Genomic DNA, 20,360 nt, shown 5'->3' with positions numbered 1-20,360 from the left:
GACTGCATGATCATACAAAGCAGTGCATGGTGATGAAGTCGTGTTTCGGATCACCGGCAGCCCCACGCGGAAGGGCCCGCGTCGCGGTTGCGACGCGGGCCCGGGAGAGCGCACCAAACAGGGGATACGGGCGAGGTCGGTGCCCCTCACACGCCCCGGAGGGTTGCGCCGAAACGCTCCGCGACAGCGGCAACCGCCGCGTCCCGCGCCGCGACCGCCTCCTCCACCGTCAGCGTCCGATCCGGCGCACGGAAGGTCAGCTTGTACGCCAACGACCGACGACCCGCGCCGAGCTGCTCACCGGCGTACACGTCGAAGAGCCGGACCGACTCCAACAGCTCGCCGGCCCCCTCCACCAGCGCCCCCTGCACCTGGGCGACCGGCACGTCGACATCGACCACCAGCGCCACATCGATCAGGGCGGGCGGGAAGGACGAGATCACCGGGGCCTGCCGCACCGGGGCCGCCGGGACCGCGTCCAGGTCCAGCTCCATCGCCGCGGTACGGCGGGGCAACTCCAACCCGGCGATCACCGCCGGATGCAGCTCCCCCGCGTACCCGACAGTCACGCCGTCCACCACCAGCTGCGCACAGCGCCCGGGGTGCCAGGGGGCGTGCTCCACGGCCCGCACGGTCACCCGGTCCTCGGGAATACCGGCGGCGGCGAGCACCGTCCGGGCCGCCTCGACCGCGTCCGCCCAGCCGGCCGGGCGCCCCTCGCCCCACCAGCCACCCGGCTCGACCTCACCGGCGAGCACCACGGCGACGTGCTGGGGCTGCTCCGGCAGCACCGCATCGGCGGCGGCGAGCTCCGCGTCCGACGGCCGGTGCTCCACCCCCATCCGCGGCGGAGTGCCGGCCTCGGTCCGCGGGTGGAAGACCGTCCCGATCTCGTACAGCGCGAGGTCCCGCTGGCCCCGGCCCAGGTTCCGCCGGAGCACACCGAGCAGCGGACCAAGCAGCGTCGTCCGCAGCGCCGGCTCCTCCTCCGACAGCGGGTTGGCCAGCCGCACCGCCCGCCGCCGCGCATCGCCGGCCGGCAGGCCCAGCTGGTCGGCCAGCTCGACCGCCACGAACGGCGAGCAGAGCACCTCCACGTACCCCCGGTCGGCGAGCATCCTGGCCACCGCCCGCCGGCGCCGCTGCTGCCAGGTCAAGCCCCGGCCGGCGGGGGCCACCGGCAGCACCGCCGGCACCCGGTCGTAGCCGTCGAGACGGACCACCTCCTCGACCAGGTCGGCCGGGTCGGTCAGGTCGGGTCGCCAGGTCGGCGGGGTAACCACGAACGAGACCGCGCCACCAGCGGCGACACCCACCTCACCCGGATCCGCGGTGAGCTGATCCGGGCCGGCGGCAACCGTGCAGCCGATCTCGGTGAGCAGGGCAGCCACCCGGTCCGCCGGGTAGGCCACCCCGACCCGTCGAGACGGCAGGTCCGCCGGCATGACCACCGGTACCGGCGACGTTCGATGATCGATATCGAGGATCTCCGCACCGGTCGCGCCGCCGCCATGCTCCACCAGCAGCCGCACCGCCCGGTCGATGGCAACCAACGGCAGGGCTGGGTCGACGCCCCGCTCCCACCGCTTGGCTGCCGCGCTGAACAGCCGGTGCCGGCGGGCGGTGCGCCCCACCATCACCGGATCCCAGTGGGCCGCCTCGAACAACACGTTGCTGGTCTCCGCGACCACCTCGCTGCTCTCCCCACCCATGACGGCAGCGAGCGAAATCGGGGCACCGGCGTCCGCGCCCGCAGCCGGGTTCGGATTCGGCAGCCCCGCATCAGAGATCACCATGTCCTCGGCGACGAGCGTGCGCACCACCCCGTCCAGGGTGGTCAACTGCTCCCCCGCCACGGCCCGGCGGACCACCAGCGAGCCGGTGATCCGGTCCGCGTCGAAGGCGTGCATCGGCTGGCCCAGCTCGAGCATCACGTAGTTGGTGATATCGACCGGCAGCGAGAGGCTGCGAATGCCGGCGGTGGTGAGCCGTTGGACCATCCAGGCCGGCGACGGCGCGGCCGGGTTGACGCCACGTACCATCCGCGCCGCGAACCGGTCACAGCCGACGGGATCCCGCACCTCCACCGGGTACGCGGGCGCTTCGGTCCCGGCCGGGGCGGACGCGAGCCCCGGATCCCGAAACGGCACCCCGAACGCGTGCGACAGCTCCCGGGCGATCCCCCGCACCGACATCTGGTAACCCCGGTCCGGGGTCAGCTCCACCTCGACCACCACGTCGTCGAGGCCAACCACGGGGCGGGCGTCGTCGCCCGGCTTGGCGGGGCTGGAGCCCGGCAGCACAATGATGCCGGCATGGTCGTCGCCCAGGCCCAGTTCCTTCGCCGAGCAGATCATGCCCCTGGAGTTACGCCCGTACGTCCGGCGCGCCCCGATCGCGAAGTTACCGGGCAGCACCCCGCCGGGGAGGATCACCACCACCCGGTCACCGACCGCGAAGTTGCGCGCCCCGCAGACGATCTCCTGCAACTCGCCGGTGCCGTTGGCGTCACCCACGTCCACCCGACAGAAGCGAATCGGCTTCTTGAAGCCGGTCAGCTCCTCAATCTCCCGCACCTCGCCGACGACCAGCGGCCCGGTGACCGTACCGGCCAGGTCCACGATGGACTCCACCTCGAGACCAAGACCGACCAGGGACTGCTCGAGGTCGGCCGGGGTCAGATGCGCCGGCAGGTCAACGTACTCACGCAGCCAACTGACAGAAACTCGCATGACTCAGATCACCGTCTCCGTAACTCGTGCCCGCGCCTACGCGCCGTACCCGAACGCCCGGGTGAACCGGACGTCCCCCTCCACCAGGTCCCGCATGTCACCGACGCCGTGCCGGAACATGACCGTGCGGTCGATGCCCATACCGAAAGCGAATCCGGAGTAGACCTCCGGGTCGATGCCGCAGGCCCGCAACACCCGCGGGTTCACCATGCCGCAGCCGCCCCACTCGACCCACTGCGCACCCTTGCGATGCTCCGGGAACCACACGTCGAACTCCGCCGACGGCTCCGTGAACGGGAAGTAGTGCGGCCGGAAGCGGGTTCGCGCCTCCGGCCCGAACATCGCCCGGGCAAAGTGGTCCAGGGTGCCCCGCAGGTGCGCCATCGTGATGCCGCGATCCACCACCAGGCCCTCCACCTGGTGGAAGACCGGCGCATGGGTGGCGTCCAACTCGTCGGTTCGGTAGACCCGACCCGGGCAGATCACGTAGATCGGCGGCGTGCGGGTCAACATCGTCCGCGCCTGCACCGGCGAGGTGTGGGTTCGCAGCACCATGCCGGAGTCCTCCGGCGCGACGTGGAAGGTGTCCATCAACCCCCGCGCCGGGTGGTCCGGCAGGATGTTGAGCGCGTCGAAGTTGGTCCACTCCAACTCGACCTCGGGGCCCTCGGCCACCTCATAGCCCATTCCGACGAAGAAGTCGGTGATCTGCTCCATCAACGTACTGACCGGGTGGCGGGCCCCGGAGGGACGCCGATCGGCCGGCAGGGTGACATCCACCCGCTCCTCGACCAGCATCCGCTCGGCCTGCTCCCGCTCCAGTACCTGCGCGCGCGCGGTGTAGGCGCTCTCGATCGACCGGCGGGCCTCGTTGACCCGCTTGCCGGCGTCGGCCTTGGCGGCCGGCGGCAGCGCGCCGATCTCACGTCGGGCCAGCGACGCCGGGGCCCGGTCCCCGAGATGGGCCGGACGCAGCGCGGTCAGCTGATCCGGATTGGCGGCAGCGGCGAACGCTGCCTCGGCGGTGGTGACAGCCTCGGCCAGTGCGGCCGGGTCGAGCAGGGCGACCTGCTTCGGGTCGTACGGGTCGTTGCGGTAGGACATGGCGTACAGGCACTCCCTCACGGCGGCGCCGACCTCGTCAGGCGGCGAAGCGAGTCTACGGACGCGCGGCTGTGCCGCAGCCCGCCGGTGGGAGTCGTGTGGAGAGCGGGTCAGGCCCGCCGCCCGCCGACACCGGCGGGCTGGCTAAACGAACGCCGTTGCGCGTTCACGGGCGGCCGCTCTCCTTTGCTGTCTCGATCGCGGCTACGTCCTCAACCGCGGCTACGTCCTCGACCGCGGCTACCGCCGCAACCGCGTGCGGGGGCGACGGCCGACGCTGCGCTCTCGCTGAAGCGTACAGGCACACCGCCGCTGCGGCAGCCAGGTTAAGGCTCTCGGCCCGCCCATGCAGCGGTACCCGGACCCGGGCCTCGGCGGCCGCGGTCAGCTCGACTGGCAAGCCGTGCGCCTCGGAGCCAAACACCCAGGCGGTGGGGGCGGCCAACCGGCCGGCATCGGCCAGGTCGTCCAGGTCGTCCGCGCCGTATCCGGTGGTAGCCAACACGGCGAGCCCGGCAGTCCGTAGGTCGGCGATGACCTGAAGCGGATCGGGCGCACGCACCACGTCCACGTGGAACAGGCTGCCCGCCGACGCCCGCACCACCTTGCCGTTGTAGGGGTCGACGGCCGTACCGGCGAAGACCACTGCTTGGGCTCCGGCCGCGTCGGCGGTACGCAGGACCGTACCGGCGTTGCCCGGATCACGGATGTCGGCGAGGACTGTGACCAGCCGTGGCGCTCGCGCGAGGGCGGTGGCCAGCGGTAGGTCGAGGTGTTGGCAGACGGCGATGAGGCCCTGCGGGGCGACGGTCTCGGCGAGCCCGGCGAGCGCCGCGTCGGTGGCCTCGGAGACGGGTAGGTCAGCGGCGGCAGCCTGAGCGGCCAGGTCCCGGTACCGATCCAGGGCTGCCGGCGTACCAAAGAGTTCCAGGACCGTGCCCGGTCGGGCCAAGGCCTCGCGGACCGCCTGCGGGCCCTCGGCCAGGAACCGACCAGTGGCCTCGCGGTCCCGGCGGCGGTGCAGCCGACGGGCCGCCACGATCCGTGGGGTGCGGGGGGTGAGGGGTCCGGAAACGGTGTCGAGGCGCCTCCCGTGCGGTCGTGACTGCATGGGAGACGCCTCGCGCTGCCGTGGGTGGATCAGGCGGCCTGGGCCGCGGCGCCGCCGGTGCCCTCTTCCGCGACGGCCGCACGGGCCTTCTCGACAATCGCCGCGAAGGCGGCGGCGTCGTTGACGGCCAGGTCGGCCAGGATCTTCCGGTCGACCTCGATACCGGCCAGCTTGAGGCCCTGGATCAGGCGGTTGTAGGTGAGCCCGTTGGCGCGGGCACCCGCGTTGATCCGCTGGATCCACAGCTGCCGGAAGTCGCCCTTGCGGTCACGACGGTCCCGGTAGGAGTACTGCATCGAGTGCAGCACCTGCTCCTTGGCCTTGCGGTACAGCCGGGAGCGCTGACCGCGGTAGCCACTCGCGGTCGCCAGCAGGGTACGGCGCTTCTTCTGGGCGTTCACAGCCCGCTTGACGCGTGCCATCTCAGCTCCTTCGTTGGTTCAGGGTGGCGCGCGTCAGCGGCCGAGCAGCTTCTTGATGCGCTTGACATCCGGCTTGGCCACCTCGACCAGCCCGGTCAGCCGGCGGGTACGGGTGGAGGACTTCTTCTCCAGGTTGTGGCGCAGGCCGGCCTGCTGCTTCACGATCTTGCCTTTGCCGGTCACCCGGACGCGCTTGCCCATCCCGGTGTGGCTTTTCATCTTCGGCATGTGGAACGTCTTCTCCCCTGCTACTCGCCGGCGGTTCCGGCGGGTCCGGCCGCCTCGGCCGGCGGTGCTGCCGCGGCGGCACCGGATTCCCGCTCGCCTCGCGGAAGCGCGCCGCCGCGGGCCGCCGTGGCGGCAGCCTTGGTGGCACGGTGCGGTGCGAGCACCATGATCATGTTTCGACCGTCCTGCTTCGGCGCGGCCTCGACGTAACCCAGCTCCGAGATCTCGGACTCGAGCCGGCGCAGGAGCCGGTAGCCCAGCTCCGGGCGGCTCTGCTCACGACCCCGGAACATGATCGTCACCTTGACCTTGTCGCCGGCCTTGAGGAACCGCACCACGTGACCCTTCTTGGTCTCGTAGTCATGCGGATCGATCTTCGGCCGAAGCTTCATTTCCTTGATGACGGTCTGCTGCTGATTACGCCGCGCTTCGCGCGCCTTCAGTGCGCTCTCATACTTGAACTTGCCGAAGTCCATGAGCTTGCACACCGGCGGGCGCGCCATTGGCGCAACCTCGACCAGGTCCAGGTCGACGTCCGCGGCCAGCTGAAGGGCGCGCTCCAGCGGGACGATGCCCACCTGCTCACCCTCGGGGCCGACCAGTCGGACCTCACGTGCCCGGATCTGCTCGTTCACGCGTGGTTCGACGCTGATGGGGCCTCCTCGAGTCGAGTCTTCTGCATAGCCGACCCTGCGGCTCCCGGGTGGGAACCGACCCGGAAAGCAGAAGGCCCCGGCAGCTGCCGGGGCCCGCTCGACCGGTCGGCACGATCATATGGTCGCGCATCCGACACCGAGGCGTGCTCGAAATCGGAGACCGGACCCGGCCGCCCCACGGCGACTCGGGTGGGAGCAGGCGCTCCGCTTTCAGAGCCACCTGCGAAGCGCAGCTGGCCTGGTCGTCTCCGGTACCCTACACCCCGCGCCGCTTCACTCCAAAACCGCGCGCCAGCTCACGACTGCCAACCGGCCCGCACGGCTGCCAACCCGACCTCAGCGGCCGGCGGCGCCCTCAGCCAACCGGGCCTGGTGCAGCTGGCGTAGCGCGCGGACCGCGTTAACGGCCAGCTCCTTGTCGGCGGCTTGGAGGGCGAGCATCGGCACCAGGTCGTCATCGTGCAGCTCCAGGCTGGCCCAGGGCGCACCGCGGTCGAACCGGATGCCACGAACGAGCTCCCAGGGCAGCTCGTACGAGCCGATCACGTTCTGCACCCGGACCCGCCGCCCGTCGGCCTCCACCCGAGGCCGGGTGAAGAGCAGGAAGGCGAATGCGCCGAGCACACCGAGGCCGACCATGCCGAACTGGTCGCCACGTTGAAATGAGCCGTAGCCGCTGCCGGTCGCCCCGTGCAGCGACATCGCCAGCACCGTGAACAGCAGCACCAGGGCAATCGCCGAGGCCCAGCAGACCAGCCGGACACGCCGGGGCCGGATACGGACCGCTTCGGTTTCGCTCACCCCACCAGTCTGCCACCCATGCCCGAGCGGCCCGCGCCCGGCACACGGCCGGGCGCGGCGACGATCGACCGGGCGAAGACCGTCCCGGGTTCGCACCCCTGCCGGGTCAGAGGCGGCAGGCCTGGATGTTCGTGACCAGGATCGCGCGGGCGCCAACCTGGTACAACTCATCCATAATCCGGTGCACGTCGTCACGAAGCACCATCGCCTGCACCGCCACCCAGCCCTCCCGGTGCAGCCGGGAGACGGTTGGCGACTCGATGCCCGGAGTCAACGAACTGGCCCGCGCCAACAGGTCGGCCGGGACGTCGTAGGTCAGCATCACGTAACGCCGGGCGACGAGCACGCTGTGCAGGCGGCGCAGCAGCAGCTCGCCCTGCGGGTGCGGCTGCGCGGCAGAGCGGCAAACCAGGACGGCGGACGAGCGCAGCAGCGGCTCACCAAAGACCACCAGACCGGCCTGACGCAGCGTGGCACCAGTCTCCACCACGTCGGCGACCACGTCGGCGAGGCCCAGCCGGATGGCGTTCTCCACCGCACCGTCCAGGCGGATCACATCGGCCTTGACGCCCAGCTCGGCGAGGTGCCGCTCCACCAGGCCGGGGTACGCGGTGGCGACCCGACGCCCGTCCAGGTCCTGCGCCGTATCGATGTCCTCGGGTCGGGCGGCGAACCGGAAGGTGGCCTGGCCGAAGCCCAGGTCGACCACCTCGGTTGCGGGCGCACCGGAGTCGACCAGGAGATCCCGGCCGGTGATGCCGACATCCAGGTCCCCGGAGCCGACGTAGGTGGCGATGTCCTTCGGACGCAGATAGAAGAACTCAATATTGTTCGCATCATCCCGGCAGACCAGGTCCTTCGGGTCGGTTCGCTGGCGGTAGCCCGCCTCGCGCAGCATCTGAGCGGCCTTCTCGGCCAAGGTCCCCTTGTTGGGTACCGCGACTCGCAGCATGGCGGAATGCTCCTTGTCGGAAGAGCGGGAGGGTTGGCACGGGGACAACTCACAGATGTCGGTAGACGTCCTCAAGGTCGAGACCGGTGGCGAGCATCAACACCTGCACCTGGTAGAGCAGCTGGGAGATCTCCTCGGCGGTCCGCTCGGGCCCCTCGTGCTCGGCCGCCAGCCAGGACTCGGCCGCCTCCTCGACGACCTTCTTGCCGACGAAGTGCACCCCCTTGTCCAGGGCCGCGACGGTGCCCGAGCCGGGGGTGCCGGCAGCGGCCTTGGCCTGCAGCTCGGCGAACAACTCCTCGAACGTCTTCACAGGTCGATTCTCGCAACCGGCCGGCCGACGCGGCTCCACCGGGGTCCGTGTCGTCCCACGACGCCCGGGAACCTCAGGCCCCGAAGCCCACCCGCGGGGTGGTACCGGCCAAGCCACGAACCGCGAGTGCCGCGTCGAGAACGGCGACGGTGGCGGCCCAGCCCTTGTCCTCCGCCGAACTGGGCAGCCCCGCCCGGTCCCGGGCCTGATCGATCGTGTCCACGGTCAACACACCGTGCCCGACCGGCTTTCCCTCATCCAAGGCGACCCGGGTGAGCCCGTCGGTGACCGACCGGCAGACGTAGTCGAAGTGAGCGGTGTCCCCCCGGACCACCACCCCGAGCGCCACCACGACGTCGCAGCGGCGGGCGAGCGCCTGCGCCACCACGGGCAGCTCCACCGAGCCAGCTACCCGGGCGACCATGGAACGGGCCCCGCACGCCTCGGCGGCGGCGAGGGCCCGATCGAGCATGTGGTCGGTGAGCTCGCCATGCCAGCGGGCAGCGACCACCCCGACGGTCAAACCCTTGGCGTCGACAGTATCGATGCCCGCATCCCCGAAACCCGCCATTCCCATGCTCCAATCCCATCGCCGAGGGCCCCATCGGTGCCTCGTTAGCGTCGTCTCACCTACCCCAGCAGGTGTCCCATGCGGTCCCGTTTGGTCCGCAGGTAGCGCTCATTCTCCGGGTGCGACTGAACCGGCAGTGCCACGCGCTCGGTCACGGTCAGTCCGTAGCCCTCCAGTCCAGCCCGCTTCGCCGGATTGTTGGTGAGCAGCCGCATCGACCGCACACCCAGGTCGTAGAGGACCTGCGCGCCGGTACCGTAGTCCCGCGCGTCCACCGGCAGGCCGAGTTCCAGGTTGGCCTCGACGGTGTCCCGGCCCTTATCCTGTAGCTGGTACGCCCGCAGCTTGTGTAGCAGCCCGATGCCGCGCCCCTCGTGGCCACGGATGTACAGCACGACGCCGCGCCCTTCCTTGGCGACCAGTTCCATGGCGGTGTCCAGTTGCAGACCGCAGTCGCACCGCAACGAGCCGAACACATCGCCGGTGAGACACTCGGAGTGCGCCCGTACCAGCACGTCCCGGCCATCGCCGAGATCGCCCATCACCAACGCCACGTGCTCGGCCGAGTCGTAGTCGCCGCGGTACCCCGCCACCCGGAAATCCCCGTGCCGGGTGGGCAGCCGCGCCTCGGCGACCAGCTCGACCTGCTTTTCCGTCCGTCGCCGGTACATCACCAGGTCCGCGATGGTGACCAGGACCAGTGAGTGCTCCGCGCAGAACCGCTCCAGGTCCGGCACGCGCATCATCGTGCCGTCGTCGTTGACGAGCTCGCAGAGGACGCCGGCAGGCCGCAGCCCAGCCAGCCGGGTCAGGTCAGTCGCGGCCTCGGTGTGACCCGTCCGGCGCAGGACGCCGCCCTCACGCGCCCGCAGCGGTACCACATGACCGGGCCGGGCCAGGTCGTCCGGTGTGGTGCTGGGGTCGGCGAGCAGCCGAATCACACGTGCCCGGTCGGCGGCGGAGATGCCGGTGCTCACGCCCTTGCGAGCGTCCACGGTCACCATGTAGGCGGTGCCACGCCGGTCCTGGTTGGTGTGGTGCATCGGTGGCAGATCCAGCCGGTCGCAGTCGTCCTCGGTCAGGGACGCGCAGATGTAGCCGGAGGTGTAGCGGACCATGAAGGCGACCAGCTCCGGCGTGGCCAGCTCGGCCGCGAAGATCAGGTCACCCTCGTTCTCCCGGTTGGCGTCGTCAACCACAACGACGGGTCGGCCGGCGAGGATCTCCGCCATCGCCTGTTCGATCGTGCCAAAAGTGGTCACGCCACAGCCTCCGCATAGTTCGACGAGATCGGTGCCAGCTCCGAACGGGAGGCGCGCGACGTCCGCCACCAGGCGGCGAGCCCCCAGACGCAGAATGCGCCGTAGACGAGGTACATGACGGCCGATGGGTAGTACCCGCCACGCAGGAGCAGCGGCACTCCGGCCGCGTCGACGGCGATCCAGATCAGCCAGAAGTCCACATACCCCCGGGCCATGCCGTATGTGGCGAGCAGGCTGCCGGTCAGGATCCAGGCATCCGGCAGCGGACCCCACGACCCCAGGGCGGCGAGGACCGGATAGCTGACGGCGGTGCCGGCCACCGCGGCCGCCAGTAAGCCGAGCCGCTCCCGCCCGGTAGCCCAGCGGGGTTCCACCGCGGCGGCAGTACCGTCGCCACCCCGGCGACGGTTACGCGACCAACGCCACCAGCCGTAGAGCCCGAGCCCGAAGAAGAAGACCTGCCGGCCGGCCTGGCCGTAGAGGTCGTGTGCCTGCGGGGTGGTGAACGCTCCGCCGAGGAAGACGGTGAACAGCAACGCGTTGCCGATCATGCCGACCGGCCAGGCCCACACCACCCGGCGCAGGCCGAACACCGCGGCGGCCAGGCCGAAGACGTTGCCGACGATCTCGCGGACCAGCACGGGCGAGCCGGCGAAGCTCACCTGCGCGTCGAGCAGCCAGCCGAGCGGCCCGGTCATGCCGGCCCACCCACCGGCGCGGCACCGGGCAGACCGACAGCAGCGGGCAGGTCACCCGACCCGCCCGACTGGTCCCTGCCGAGTAGCCGCTCGACGTATTTGGCCAGGACGTCGACCTCGAGGTTGACCGCGTCGCCGACCCTCCGGGAGCCGAGCGTGGTCAGCCGCAGGGTGGTGGGGATCAGGCCCACCTCGAACCAGTCGGGCCCGATGCTGGCCACGGTCAGGGACACCCCGTCAACGGTGATCGACCCCTTCGTCACCACGTAGCGAGCCAGGGCAGTGGGCAGGCGGAAGCGGACCGTCTCCCACCGCGCGGCCGGTTCCCGGGCCAGCAACTCGCCGATGCCATTGACGTGCCCCTGAACCAGATGGCCGCCGAGGCGGCTGCCGAGGGTGGCGGCCCGCTCCAGGTTTACCGGATCGCCGGGGCGCAGCACGCCAAGCGCGGAGCGGCGCAGCGTCTCCCCCATCACGTCGGCGGTGAAGGCCCCACCGGCGAGTTCCACCACGGTCAGGCAGACGCCGTTGACCGCGATGGAGTCACCGGGCCGGGCGTCGGTGACGACCAGCGGGCCGTTGATGGTGACCACCGCGGAGTCCTCCGCGGTCTCGGTGATGTGGATGACCTCACCCAGTTCCTCGACGATGCCGGTGAACATGTCAGCCCTCCCTCTTCCGGGGCAGTGCGGTGATCCGCAGGTCGGGACCGACCTGGGTAACGTCAATGACCTCGCAGTCGATGGCATCGGTGATCGTGGTCACCCCCGCGTCCGCCAGTGCGGTGGGGCCGGCGCCGAGCAGCCGGGGCGCGACGTAGCCGACGATCTTGTCGACCAATCCGGCGGCGAGGAACGCGCCGGCCAGCCGTGGCCCTCCCTCCAGCAGCGCGGCGCGCACCCCGCGCTGGTGCAACGCGGCGAGCAGCGCCGGCAGATCGACCCGGCCCGCCGAATCGGTACCCACCTCATCGGCGGTGGCGATCCAGGTGGGTGCGGCGTCGTCGCGGACCCGCGCCCCGGCCGGGGTCTGGCCCGCCGAGTCCACCACCACCCGCAGCGGCTGCCGGATGGCGAGGCTGCCGTCGCGCAGGTTCCGAACGGTCAGGCGCGGGTCGTCGGCGAGCACGGTGCCCACCCCGGCGAGGACGGCGTCCACCGTGCCGCGCAGCGCGTGCACGTCCATTCGGGCCGCCTCGGAAGTGATCCACATGCTGGTGCCGTCGGCGGCGGCGGACCGCCCGTCCAGCGTCGCCGCGTACTTCCAGAGGAGGTACGGCCAGCCCCGACGCGTCGAGGTCAGCCACGCGATGTTGCCCGCCTCCGCCTCAGCGGCGCGTACGCCCAGGTCGACCCGGACCCCGGCGGCGCGCAGCGTGGCGGCGCCACCGGACGCGGCCTGGTTCGGGTCGGGTACGGCGATCACCACCCGGGCGACGCCGGCCTGCACCAGAGCGGTGCTACACGGGCCCGTACGGCCGGTGTGATCGCAGGGTTCCAGCGTTACCACCGCGGTGCCGCCCCGCGCCCGCTCCCCCGCGTGGGCGAGGGCGACAATCTCGGCATGCGGTCCGCCGGCGTACGCGTGGAAGCCCTCACCGACGACCTGACCACCCGGGTCGAGCAGCACGCAGCCGACGACCGGGTTGGGGCTGGTGGTACCGAGGCCACGCGCGGCGAGGTCAACTGCGCGACGCATCGCCTCATCTACGGAGACGCCGGCCATGCCTTGCCCTCCCGCCCGCCCGCCGATCGGTGCGCGGGCGGCGATGGGAGCGGCGGCATCGGGCCGCAGGCGTGCGGTGGCGGAAATCCGGGAACGCTAAAGCGGCCCCGGGAGGCCGCACGGCACGCCGAAACCGGCGGCCGGGCACGGCCCGTCCGTCCCGCGCGCTGTCTCCCATCCGGACTGTCTGGATACGGGCATGCCCGCATCCAACCGTCGGCCCCGGATTTACACCAGGTCCACCGGGCGGACGAACCGCTCCCGGGTCGCGGGCTTACCACGGCCAAGCCGTGGATCACCGCCGGTTCGGAATTACACCGAGTCCCGCCAGCGCGTGGTGGGTACTACCCGAAGTCTTACACACTCCGAGGGGTCAACGGCTACCCAGAGCGCGCTACTTCACAGAACGATGACTCGAATCCGACACTCCGCGACGCCGGTCCACCGCCACGTACGACCCCGGCTGGCTCTTGGCCACCGACTTCATCTCGGAGGCGATCGTCATCGCCGCCAGTGAATTCGTGAGACGCTTGTCGGCGTCCGAGACCGAGACGCCGATCGAGAGGGTGACCAACGCAGCGCGGCGTAGGTTGCCACGTCGGTCCTTGAGTTCCACGTAGCCGCGGGCGGCGTCAGGCGGGTCGTACAGCGCGTCGGCCGCCTGCTCGAAGTCCGCGGAGACCTGCGAGGTCAGCTGCCGGACCTGTTCCGGCGTGCTGACGAAGATGAAGTCGTCGCCGCCGACGTGACCCAGGAAGGCCGCGGGAAGCCCCACCGAGACGACCGCCCGGTGCAGGCTGCGGGCCAACGCGGAGATGAAGTCGTCGCCGCGGACGAACCCGTAAACGTCATTGACACTCTTGAAACGGTCGATGTCGATGTACCCGACCGCGTAGTCGGATCCGACCCGAATCCGGTCGGCGATCTCCCGGCGGATCCGGCTGTTGCCGGGTAGCCCGGTCAGCGGCGAGACCTCACGGAACTCCTTGTTCCGGCGCAGCGTGGAGCTGACCCGGGCCACCAACTCGGCGGTGTCGAAGGGCTTGACCAGGTAGTCGTCGGCACCGGCACTGAGGCCGTGCACCTTGTCCACGGTCATCCCCTTGGCGGTCAGCATGATCACCGGCAGAACGGCGGTCATCGGGTCGGCACGTAGCCGCCGGGTCAGTTCCAAGCCGTCGACGCGGGGCATCATCAGATCGACCACGGCCAGGTCGGGGCGGTGCCGCGCAATCACCTCGAGTGCCTCCTGGCCGTCCCCGGCATGGATCACCTCGTAACCATGCAACCGCAGGTTGAACTCGACGAACCGGGCGATGTCCTCGTCGTCGTCAACGACGAGAATGAGGTCCTGGCGATCCCCGTCGGGCTCCACGTCAGGCCCGGGGCGCCGCGCTCTGGGCCAGGGACCGCAGCCGGCGTACGGCCTCGGCTGGATCATCGGCACCGAAGACCGCGGTGCCGGCGACAAAGGCGTCCGCGCCCGCCTCGGCGGCCTCGGCGATGGTGTTCAGGGCGATCCCACCATCGACCTCGATGCGCAGCTCCAGGTGACCAGCGTCGACGTGTCGACGGGCCGTACGCACCTTGTCCAACAGGTTCGGGATGAACCGCTGCCCACCGAACCCCGCCTTGATGGTCATGATCAACAAGGTGTCAAAGCTGGGCAGCAGGTCCAGGTACGGTTCGATCGGCGTGTCCCGGTCGATCGCCAGCCCCGCCTTCGCACCGGCCGAACGGAGGTCCTTGGCCAGCGCGACCGGGTCGTCACAGGCCTCGGCGTGAAACGTCACGTTGTACGCCCCGGCGTCGGCGTAGCCGGGCGCCCACCGCCGCGGATCCTCGATCATGAGGTGCACGTCAAAGGGGAGCCGGGTGGCGGCCCGCAGGCTCTGCACGACCGGCAGCCCAATCGTCAGATTCGGCACGAAATGGTTGTCCATGACATCCACGTGCACCCAGTCGGCGGTGTCTTCGATGGCACGGACCTCGTCGGCGAGGCAGGCGAAATCAGCGGCCAGAATGCTCGGCGCGACGATTGGCAGCGGTACGGTCACGAGGCCAGTGTACGAACGTGGAGGCCCATCGCCACCGGCGCGGCACCCACCGAGCCCGGCGTACCACGCGGCACGTCATCCCGAACGGTCCGACCAGGTCGCCCACCGCGCCGTCGGGCAACCGGGGAGGCTGGCCATTGCGGACCAGGGACGCCGGGTAACGCCGTCGCTCCACAGAGGTCCTGGACGGGAACGCCACGCGGCGGGACAACGCCCTGGGGTCGACAGCCCACCGGAACGGTTTGCCACGTGCCGTAAGCTGCCGCACCGTGGCATGTTCGACGCCACACCTACCGCGTCGGGAGGTCGCCGGATGAAACGAGTCACGCTGTGCGCCACGTTGGTGGCTCTGACGCTCGCCGGATGCGCTACCGCACCGCCGGGGACCGACGGGGATCTGGTCGACGACTGGGCCCCTCTCGCCACCGCGACGGGTTTCACGCCCGACGCGGGCACCTGTCACCCCACCGGCTCCAAGGTCGGCTACCGCAGCTCGTACGCGCCGGCTCCGTGCGATCAACCGCACATGGTCGAGACCCTGCACGTCGGCACGGTGACGGGAGCCGACACAACGGACTCCGCGCCACCGAAAGCCGGCTCGGCCGGGATGCAGGCCGCTTATGCCACCTGTGAGCAGGAGGTGAACCAGGCGCTGGGCGCCGACTGGCGCAGCGGACGGGTCGGCCTCACCGTCGTCATGCCGTCGCGGGGCGGTTGGGAGGGGGGCTCCCGCTGGTTCCGCTGCGACGTGCACGAGGAGAAGAGCCTGGACGATCGAAGCGCAGTGTCCCGCACCGCCAGCCTGACCGGAGCGCTCAAGGGCGACTCCGAGCTTCGGCACACCTGCTTCGAGCCGGCTCTCGAAGATGACCAGGTGACCGAGATGAAACCGGTGGCGTGCGACCAGAAGCACCACGCCGAGTTCGTCGGTGTCTGGACCGCGCCGGACACCGACTTCGCCGACTTCCAGCGTAACGAGGACAAGACCGACAAGGGCTGCGCCGAGCTGATCGCCGAGTACGTCGGGGTGCCTCGCAGCGACGTGAAGTACCGCGCCGGCTGGATCTACTACGAGCCGTGGGAGGAGCAATGGATCAACGGCGACCGGGGGGTGCAGTGCTTTCTTTGGGTCGGCGACCGGAACCTGACCCGATCGATGAAGGGCGCGGGCAAGGCGGGCCTGCCGATCTAGTGTGAGCCGCGGCCGGGATGGTTGACCGCCCTGGCCGGACGAGCCGGGGTGGTCACGCCGCGCACCGCGCGGACTGACCACCCCGGGCCGGTCACCGGAACGCCCCGAGGCCCCGGGGCAAGGAACTGATCAGCCACGGCGCAGCACCGCGGGGATCAGCCACGGCGCAGCACCGCGAGGAACATGGCGTCGGTGCCGTGCCGGTGCGGCCACAGCTGCACCGTCGGCCCGTCACCGAGCCCCGGCATTCCCTTCGGCAGCAGCGGACGGGCGTCAACGAAGTCAACCGGCACCCCCGCGCGGCGAGCTGCCTCGGTAACCGTCACGTGCGTCTCGACGACGTGCGGCGAACAGGTCACGTATCCAACCAGGCCCCCCGGGCGGACCGCCCGTAGCCCCGCGCTGAGCAGCTCCCGCTGCAACCGGGTCAGCGCCGGCAGGTCCGACGGCTGCCGACGCCACCGCGACTCGGGCCGCCGACGCAGCGAGCCCAGACCGGTACAGGGCGCGTCAACCAACGCCCGATCAAAGTGCCCCTCCGCGAGCTTCGGCGTCTCCCCGACGGTGCGACCATCAGTGTTGAGCACGGTCACCGGCAGGTCGCGGGTAGCCTGCCCGACAAGACGGGCACGGTGCTCGGACACCTCCACGGCGGTCAGACGCGCGCCACGCTGGGCAGCGACCGCACCGAGCAGGCCGGACTTACCGCCCGGCCCGGCGCACAGGTCGAGCCAGCGACCGTCCGGGCCGTCCAGTGGCGCCACCGTAAGAGCGTCGGCCACCAGTTGGGAACCCTCGTCCTGGACGTGGGCCCGCCCCTCGGTGAGCGCCGGCAGGTCGCCGGGGGCGCCCCCACCGGAGTACACCGCGTACGGGGAGAAGGCACCCGGGGCACCACCGACCTCGTCGGCCAGGGCCACCGGATCGGCCCGTCCCGGGCGGGCGCAGAGATGCACCGGCGGACGCTCGTTGTCCTCGATGAGCAACCGGGTGGTCTCACCGAGGTCACCGCCGAGCGCCTCGGCGAACGCCCGCACGATCCACTGCGGATGGCTGTACGCGAGCGCCAGATGCCCGATCGGGTCAGTCTCCAGCGGTGGGGCGAGCCGGGCCACCCAGGCGTCGACATCCCGGGAGGCGACCTCTCGGAGCACCGCGTTGGCGAACCCGGTCGCCCCCGGCCCAACCGATCGAACCAGGTCAACCGTTGCCGAGACAGCAGCGTGGGCGGGCACCCGGGTGTGGAGCAGTTGGTACGCGCCGAGCCGCAACGCGTCCCGAACCGGCGGGTCGATGCGGGCAACGTCTCGCCCAGCGGCATCGGTGAGGATCGCGTCGAGGGTTCCGAGCCGTCGCAGCGTCCCGTACGTCAGCTCGGTGGCGAAGGCGGCGTCCCGGCCGACCAGACCCGCGTCACGCAGGATCGCCGGGAGCACCAGGTTGGCGTACGCGTCGTCCCGGTGGACCGCGGCGACCGCTTGGTACGCGGCGTGCCGGGGTAGGTCAACGGCGCTCCGGCCGGTGGGGCGGCCGCGCCCGCCCGCCGCTGGCCGCGGGCCGCCACGACCCCGCCGCTCCGGGCGACGCTCGGGACCGGCGCCGGAACCACCGCGACCGGCGGCGGGACGACCGGCCCGGAAACCACCGGGCCGGTCAACGTCCTGGCCATCTACCGGGCCCGTCACGCGAGGACCTCCCCAGCGGTGACCCGGACGCCACGCGCCCAGTCGCTCGCCGGCATGGCCTTCTTGCCCGCTGCGCGGATCTCACCGAGCTGAACCGGGGTACTGGCGGTGCCGGCGAGCACCCGGGACTTCTCCACCAACAACTCGCCGGGCCTCAGCTCGGGGCCGCCCGCGACGAGGGTGACCGGACCGAGCTTGACCCGCTCGTCGCGGAAGGTCGTCCACGGGCCGGGGGCCGGGGAGCAGGCACGGACGCGCCGGTCCACGGCGAAGGCCGGGTCACCCCAGCGCACCCGGGCATCCGCCACGGTGAGCTTCGGCGCCAGACTCACCCCGTCGTTCGGTTGCGGCTCCGCCCGCGCGCTGCCCTCCTCGATCGCGTCCAGCACGGCGATCAGCAGCTCGGCGCCGGAGTGTGCCAGCCGCTCCAACAGGTCACCCGAGGTGTCGGCAGGCCGCACCTCGTCGGTGACGGTGCCGTACACCGGCCCCGTGTCCAGGCCCTCCTCGAGCTGGAAGACGCTGGCACCGGTCAGCTCGTCGCCGTGCAGCAGGGCGTGCTGCACGGGAGCCGCGCCGCGCCAGGCGGGCAGCAGGGAGAAGTGCAGGTTGACCCAGCCATGCCGCGGAATCTCCAGGGCGGCTGGCGGGACCAGCGCGCCGTAGGCAACGACCGGCACACAGTCCGGTGCCAGTGCGCGCAGCCGGTCGAGGAACTCCGGCTCCCGCGGCCGGGCCGGGGTGAGGACCTCGATGCCGTGCTCGTCGGCCCAGGCACCCACCGGGGAGCGGGACAGGCCACGGCCCCGGCCCGCCGGAGCATCCGGGCGGGTGAGCACCGCCACCAGGTCATGGCGGGAGGCGGCCACCGCGGCGAGGGTGGGGACGGCGACGGCCGGCGTACCGGCGAATATCACGCGCATCGACCGGTCACCGCCCGAGCCCGAAAGGGTTGTTGGCGGGGTGCGGACTGAGCTTCACCGTCGGCGGGGCCGCCGGGTCGTACCACTCGGCCCGGCGGATCTCCTTCATCGCCTCCTTGCGGCCGGCCGGGTCGAGCCGGTCGATGAACAAGACTCCGTCCAGGTGGTCGGTCTCGTGCTGCACGCAACGGGCCATCAACCCGGTGCCGACGATCTGCATCGGATCCCCGTACCCGTTGAAGCCCTTGGCGACCACGTTCTGCCGGCGCTTCGTGTCGAAGTACAGACCCGGCAGCGACAGGCAGCCTTCCGGGCCGTCCTGCTCCTCGGCGTCGGGGAACTCCAACACCGGGTTGACCAAGTGACCAACCACGTCGTCGACGTCGAAGGTGAACACCCGCAGGCCCACGCCGAGCTGCGGCGCGGCCAGCCCAGCGCCGTTCTGCTCACGCATCGTATCGATCAGGTCAGCGACGAGCTTGCGCAGTTCGACATCGAAGTCGACCACCGGGTCGGCCGGCGTGCGCAGCACCGGGTCGCCGAAGAGGCGGATGGGCTGGACGGTCACGCGGATTGACTCCTTCGTGGGCTTGGCAACGGGCGTGCCGTATCAGTCTACGGAGTGCCCCGAGCGACCCCGGCCGGCGTACCGTGATCGGCGGCTATCGCACTGACGGTCACTGGAAGCGTCTCGTAGCCGCGCAACGTCAGCCGGTTCCGGCGGGTGGGCTCGCCGGCCAGCGCGAGCTCGGGTAGCCGTCGCAGCAACAGCGGAAAGGCGACCTGGGCCTCCAGTCGGGCCAGCCCGGCTCCGAGGCAGTAGTGCGCACCCGCCCCGAAGGACAGCGGGGGCGACTGGGCCCGCCCCGGGTCGAATCGGGTCGGATCGGTGAAGCGCTCCGGGTCACGGTTGGCCGCGCCGAGCAGAACCAGCACCCAACTCCCGGCGGGCAGCTCAACCCCGGCGAGGAGTACCGACTCACGGACCGTACGGGTGGTCAACTGCACGGGTGAGTCGTACCGCAGAAGCTCGTCCACGTGGCCGGGAGCGAGCTCAGGTTGATCTCGCAGGGCGGTGGCCGAGTCGGGGTGCGCCAGGAGCACGACCAGACCGTTGCCAAGCAGGTTCGTGGTGGTCTCGAACCCCGCGACCAACAGCAGCACGAGGTTGGCCAGCAGCTCCTCGCCGGACAGCCGGTCACCGTCAGCGTCGTGCGTCTGCACCAGGGCGGTGGTCAGATCGTCGGCCGGAGCTCGGCGGCGCTGGGCGATCAGCTCGGTGAAGTAGTCGCGCAGCTCGCTGGCGCCGGCGTCGGCGACGGTCAACTCCTGCGGGGTGATCTCCGGCTCCAGGACGGCGGTCAGATCACTGGCCCAGCCCCGAAACCGGGCCCAGTCGGCCGCCGGCACCCCGAGCAGGGCGCAGATCACCGCGACCGGAAGTGGGTAGGCGAAGCTGCCCATGAAGTCCACCGGGGCGCCGTCCCGACCAGCCCGGATCATCTCGTCAGCCAACTCGTCGGCCTGGGCGGTCACCACCTCGCGTAGGGCGGCGATCCGGCGCGGGGTGAACGCCCCCGCTGCCAGGCGGCGCATTCGACCGTGGTTCGGCGGATTGGCACGAATCATCGACCGGGCGATCGACTTCATCGCTGGGCTGTCCTGCCAGTGCGGGAAGACGTCGTCGCGCAGTTCGTCGTCCATCACCTCAAAAGCCAACCGGGCGTTTCGCAACACCGTGTCGGCCTCGGTGTACCCGGTGACCACGAAGAAACCGGCCGCCGTCTGCACCACCGGGCCGTGCGCGCGCAGCCGCTCGTACGTCGGGTACGGGTCGATTCGGCCCAGTGGTGACATCAGCAGTGCGACCGCTTCCGATGCATCCATTCGCCACCTCCTATGTCAGGGTCAGGTGGCCCATCATGCAC

Annotated in this window: 21 protein-coding genes and 1 riboswitch; of the genes, 1 reads left to right on the top strand and 20 read right to left on the bottom strand. The window is 71.0% G+C overall.

The window, feature by feature from the left end:
- Positions 1-146: 146 nt before the first annotated feature.
- The 16 genes from pheT to rpe form a co-directional block, all read right to left on the bottom strand.
- Complete coding sequence (pheT, locus tag STROP_RS09505) at positions 147-2,732, bottom strand: phenylalanine--tRNA ligase subunit beta (RefSeq protein WP_011905779.1); 2,586 nt, start codon at positions 2,730-2,732, stop codon at positions 147-149.
- A 36-nt stretch (positions 2,733-2,768) separates the two neighbouring features.
- A complete protein-coding gene (gene pheS / locus STROP_RS09500) occupies positions 2,769-3,836 on the bottom strand; it encodes a phenylalanine--tRNA ligase subunit alpha (protein ID WP_026274996.1) in 1,068 nt (355 codons plus the stop codon).
- 166 nt (positions 3,837-4,002) lie between these two features.
- Positions 4,003-4,947 carry a TrmH family RNA methyltransferase gene (locus STROP_RS09495; protein WP_011905777.1) on the bottom strand — a complete coding sequence of 315 codons (945 nt, stop codon included), beginning with the start codon at positions 4,945-4,947 and terminating at the stop codon, positions 4,003-4,005.
- Positions 4,948-4,976: 29 nt separating this feature from the next.
- Positions 4,977-5,369 (bottom strand): 50S ribosomal protein L20, encoded by a 393-nt coding sequence (gene rplT, locus STROP_RS09490; protein WP_011905776.1) that lies wholly within the window; start codon positions 5,367-5,369, stop codon positions 4,977-4,979.
- 33 nt (positions 5,370-5,402) lie between these two features.
- The gene (rpmI, locus tag STROP_RS09485; protein WP_011905775.1) at positions 5,403-5,597 is read right to left on the bottom strand and encodes a 50S ribosomal protein L35; all 195 of its coding nucleotides are present in this window, start codon (positions 5,595-5,597) and stop codon (positions 5,403-5,405) included.
- A 20-nt stretch (positions 5,598-5,617) separates the two neighbouring features.
- Positions 5,618-6,232, bottom strand: a complete 615-nt coding sequence (gene infC, locus STROP_RS09480; protein WP_011905774.1) for a translation initiation factor IF-3 — start codon at positions 6,230-6,232, stop codon at positions 5,618-5,620.
- A 357-nt stretch (positions 6,233-6,589) separates the two neighbouring features.
- Positions 6,590-7,054: a PH domain-containing protein gene (locus STROP_RS09475; RefSeq protein ID WP_026274997.1), complete on the bottom strand. Its 465-nt coding sequence runs from the start codon at positions 7,052-7,054 to the stop codon at positions 6,590-6,592.
- Between the two features lie 106 nt (positions 7,055-7,160).
- Positions 7,161-8,006, bottom strand: coding sequence for an ATP phosphoribosyltransferase (gene hisG / locus STROP_RS09470; RefSeq protein ID WP_011905772.1), 846 nt, complete (start codon positions 8,004-8,006; stop codon positions 7,161-7,163).
- A 49-nt stretch (positions 8,007-8,055) separates the two neighbouring features.
- A complete protein-coding gene (locus tag STROP_RS09465) occupies positions 8,056-8,319 on the bottom strand; it encodes a phosphoribosyl-ATP diphosphatase (RefSeq protein ID WP_026274998.1) in 264 nt (87 codons plus the stop codon).
- Between the two features lie 73 nt (positions 8,320-8,392).
- Positions 8,393-8,890 (bottom strand): 6,7-dimethyl-8-ribityllumazine synthase, encoded by a 498-nt coding sequence (gene ribH / locus STROP_RS09460; protein WP_026274999.1) that lies wholly within the window; start codon positions 8,888-8,890, stop codon positions 8,393-8,395.
- A gap of 59 nt (positions 8,891-8,949) precedes the next feature.
- Positions 8,950-10,152: a bifunctional 3,4-dihydroxy-2-butanone-4-phosphate synthase/GTP cyclohydrolase II gene (locus STROP_RS09455; protein WP_011905769.1), complete on the bottom strand. Its 1,203-nt coding sequence runs from the start codon at positions 10,150-10,152 to the stop codon at positions 8,950-8,952.
- Positions 10,149-10,850: a nicotinamide riboside transporter PnuC gene (gene pnuC, locus STROP_RS09450; RefSeq protein WP_011905768.1), complete on the bottom strand. Its 702-nt coding sequence runs from the start codon at positions 10,848-10,850 to the stop codon at positions 10,149-10,151. The genes STROP_RS09455 and pnuC overlap by 4 nt, the downstream gene beginning before the upstream one ends.
- Positions 10,847-11,512 (bottom strand): riboflavin synthase, encoded by a 666-nt coding sequence (locus tag STROP_RS09445; RefSeq protein ID WP_011905767.1) that lies wholly within the window; start codon positions 11,510-11,512, stop codon positions 10,847-10,849. Before STROP_RS09445 ends, pnuC begins: the two co-directional genes overlap by 4 nt.
- A gap of 1 nt (position 11,513) precedes the next feature.
- A complete protein-coding gene (ribD, locus tag STROP_RS09440; RefSeq protein ID WP_011905766.1) occupies positions 11,514-12,575 on the bottom strand; it encodes a bifunctional diaminohydroxyphosphoribosylaminopyrimidine deaminase/5-amino-6-(5-phosphoribosylamino)uracil reductase RibD in 1,062 nt (353 codons plus the stop codon).
- 162 nt (positions 12,576-12,737) lie between these two features.
- A riboswitch (FMN riboswitch) is annotated at positions 12,738-12,911 on the bottom strand.
- 58 nt (positions 12,912-12,969) lie between these two features.
- Positions 12,970-14,016, bottom strand: coding sequence for a GGDEF domain-containing response regulator (locus tag STROP_RS09435; protein ID WP_026275000.1), 1,047 nt, complete (start codon positions 14,014-14,016; stop codon positions 12,970-12,972).
- Positions 13,952-14,632, bottom strand: a complete 681-nt coding sequence (gene rpe, locus STROP_RS09430; RefSeq protein ID WP_011905764.1) for a ribulose-phosphate 3-epimerase — start codon at positions 14,630-14,632, stop codon at positions 13,952-13,954. The genes STROP_RS09435 and rpe overlap by 65 nt, the downstream gene beginning before the upstream one ends.
- A 313-nt stretch (positions 14,633-14,945) precedes the next feature.
- Between rpe and STROP_RS09425 the strand changes: the two genes are divergently transcribed.
- Positions 14,946-15,824 (top strand): septum formation family protein, encoded by an 879-nt coding sequence (locus tag STROP_RS09425; RefSeq protein WP_011905763.1) that lies wholly within the window; start codon positions 14,946-14,948, stop codon positions 15,822-15,824.
- A gap of 155 nt (positions 15,825-15,979) precedes the next feature.
- On the opposite strand, the gene STROP_RS09420 is transcribed toward STROP_RS09425, so the two are convergent.
- The 4 genes from STROP_RS09420 to STROP_RS09405 are packed head-to-tail and all read right to left on the bottom strand — an operon-like array spanning position 15,980 to position 20,319.
- Complete coding sequence (locus STROP_RS09420) at positions 15,980-17,509, bottom strand: RsmB/NOP family class I SAM-dependent RNA methyltransferase (RefSeq protein ID WP_011905762.1); 1,530 nt, start codon at positions 17,507-17,509, stop codon at positions 15,980-15,982.
- Positions 17,506-18,432, bottom strand: a complete 927-nt coding sequence (fmt, locus tag STROP_RS09415) for a methionyl-tRNA formyltransferase (RefSeq protein ID WP_011905761.1) — start codon at positions 18,430-18,432, stop codon at positions 17,506-17,508. The genes STROP_RS09420 and fmt overlap by 4 nt, the downstream gene beginning before the upstream one ends.
- Before the next feature lie 7 nt (positions 18,433-18,439).
- Positions 18,440-19,000 carry a peptide deformylase gene (def, locus tag STROP_RS09410; RefSeq protein ID WP_011905760.1) on the bottom strand — a complete coding sequence of 187 codons (561 nt, stop codon included), beginning with the start codon at positions 18,998-19,000 and terminating at the stop codon, positions 18,440-18,442.
- Positions 19,001-19,047: 47 nt separating this feature from the next.
- Positions 19,048-20,319 carry a cytochrome P450 gene (locus STROP_RS09405; RefSeq protein ID WP_011905759.1) on the bottom strand — a complete coding sequence of 424 codons (1,272 nt, stop codon included), beginning with the start codon at positions 20,317-20,319 and terminating at the stop codon, positions 19,048-19,050.
- Between the last annotated feature and the right edge of the window lie 41 nt (positions 20,320-20,360).

Origin of the sequence: Salinispora tropica CNB-440 (assembly GCF_000016425.1) — a bacterium.
Classification (GTDB): Bacteria; Actinomycetota; Actinomycetes; order Mycobacteriales; family Micromonosporaceae; genus Micromonospora; species Micromonospora tropica.
This window is presented reverse-complemented; position numbering and strand designations above follow the sequence as displayed.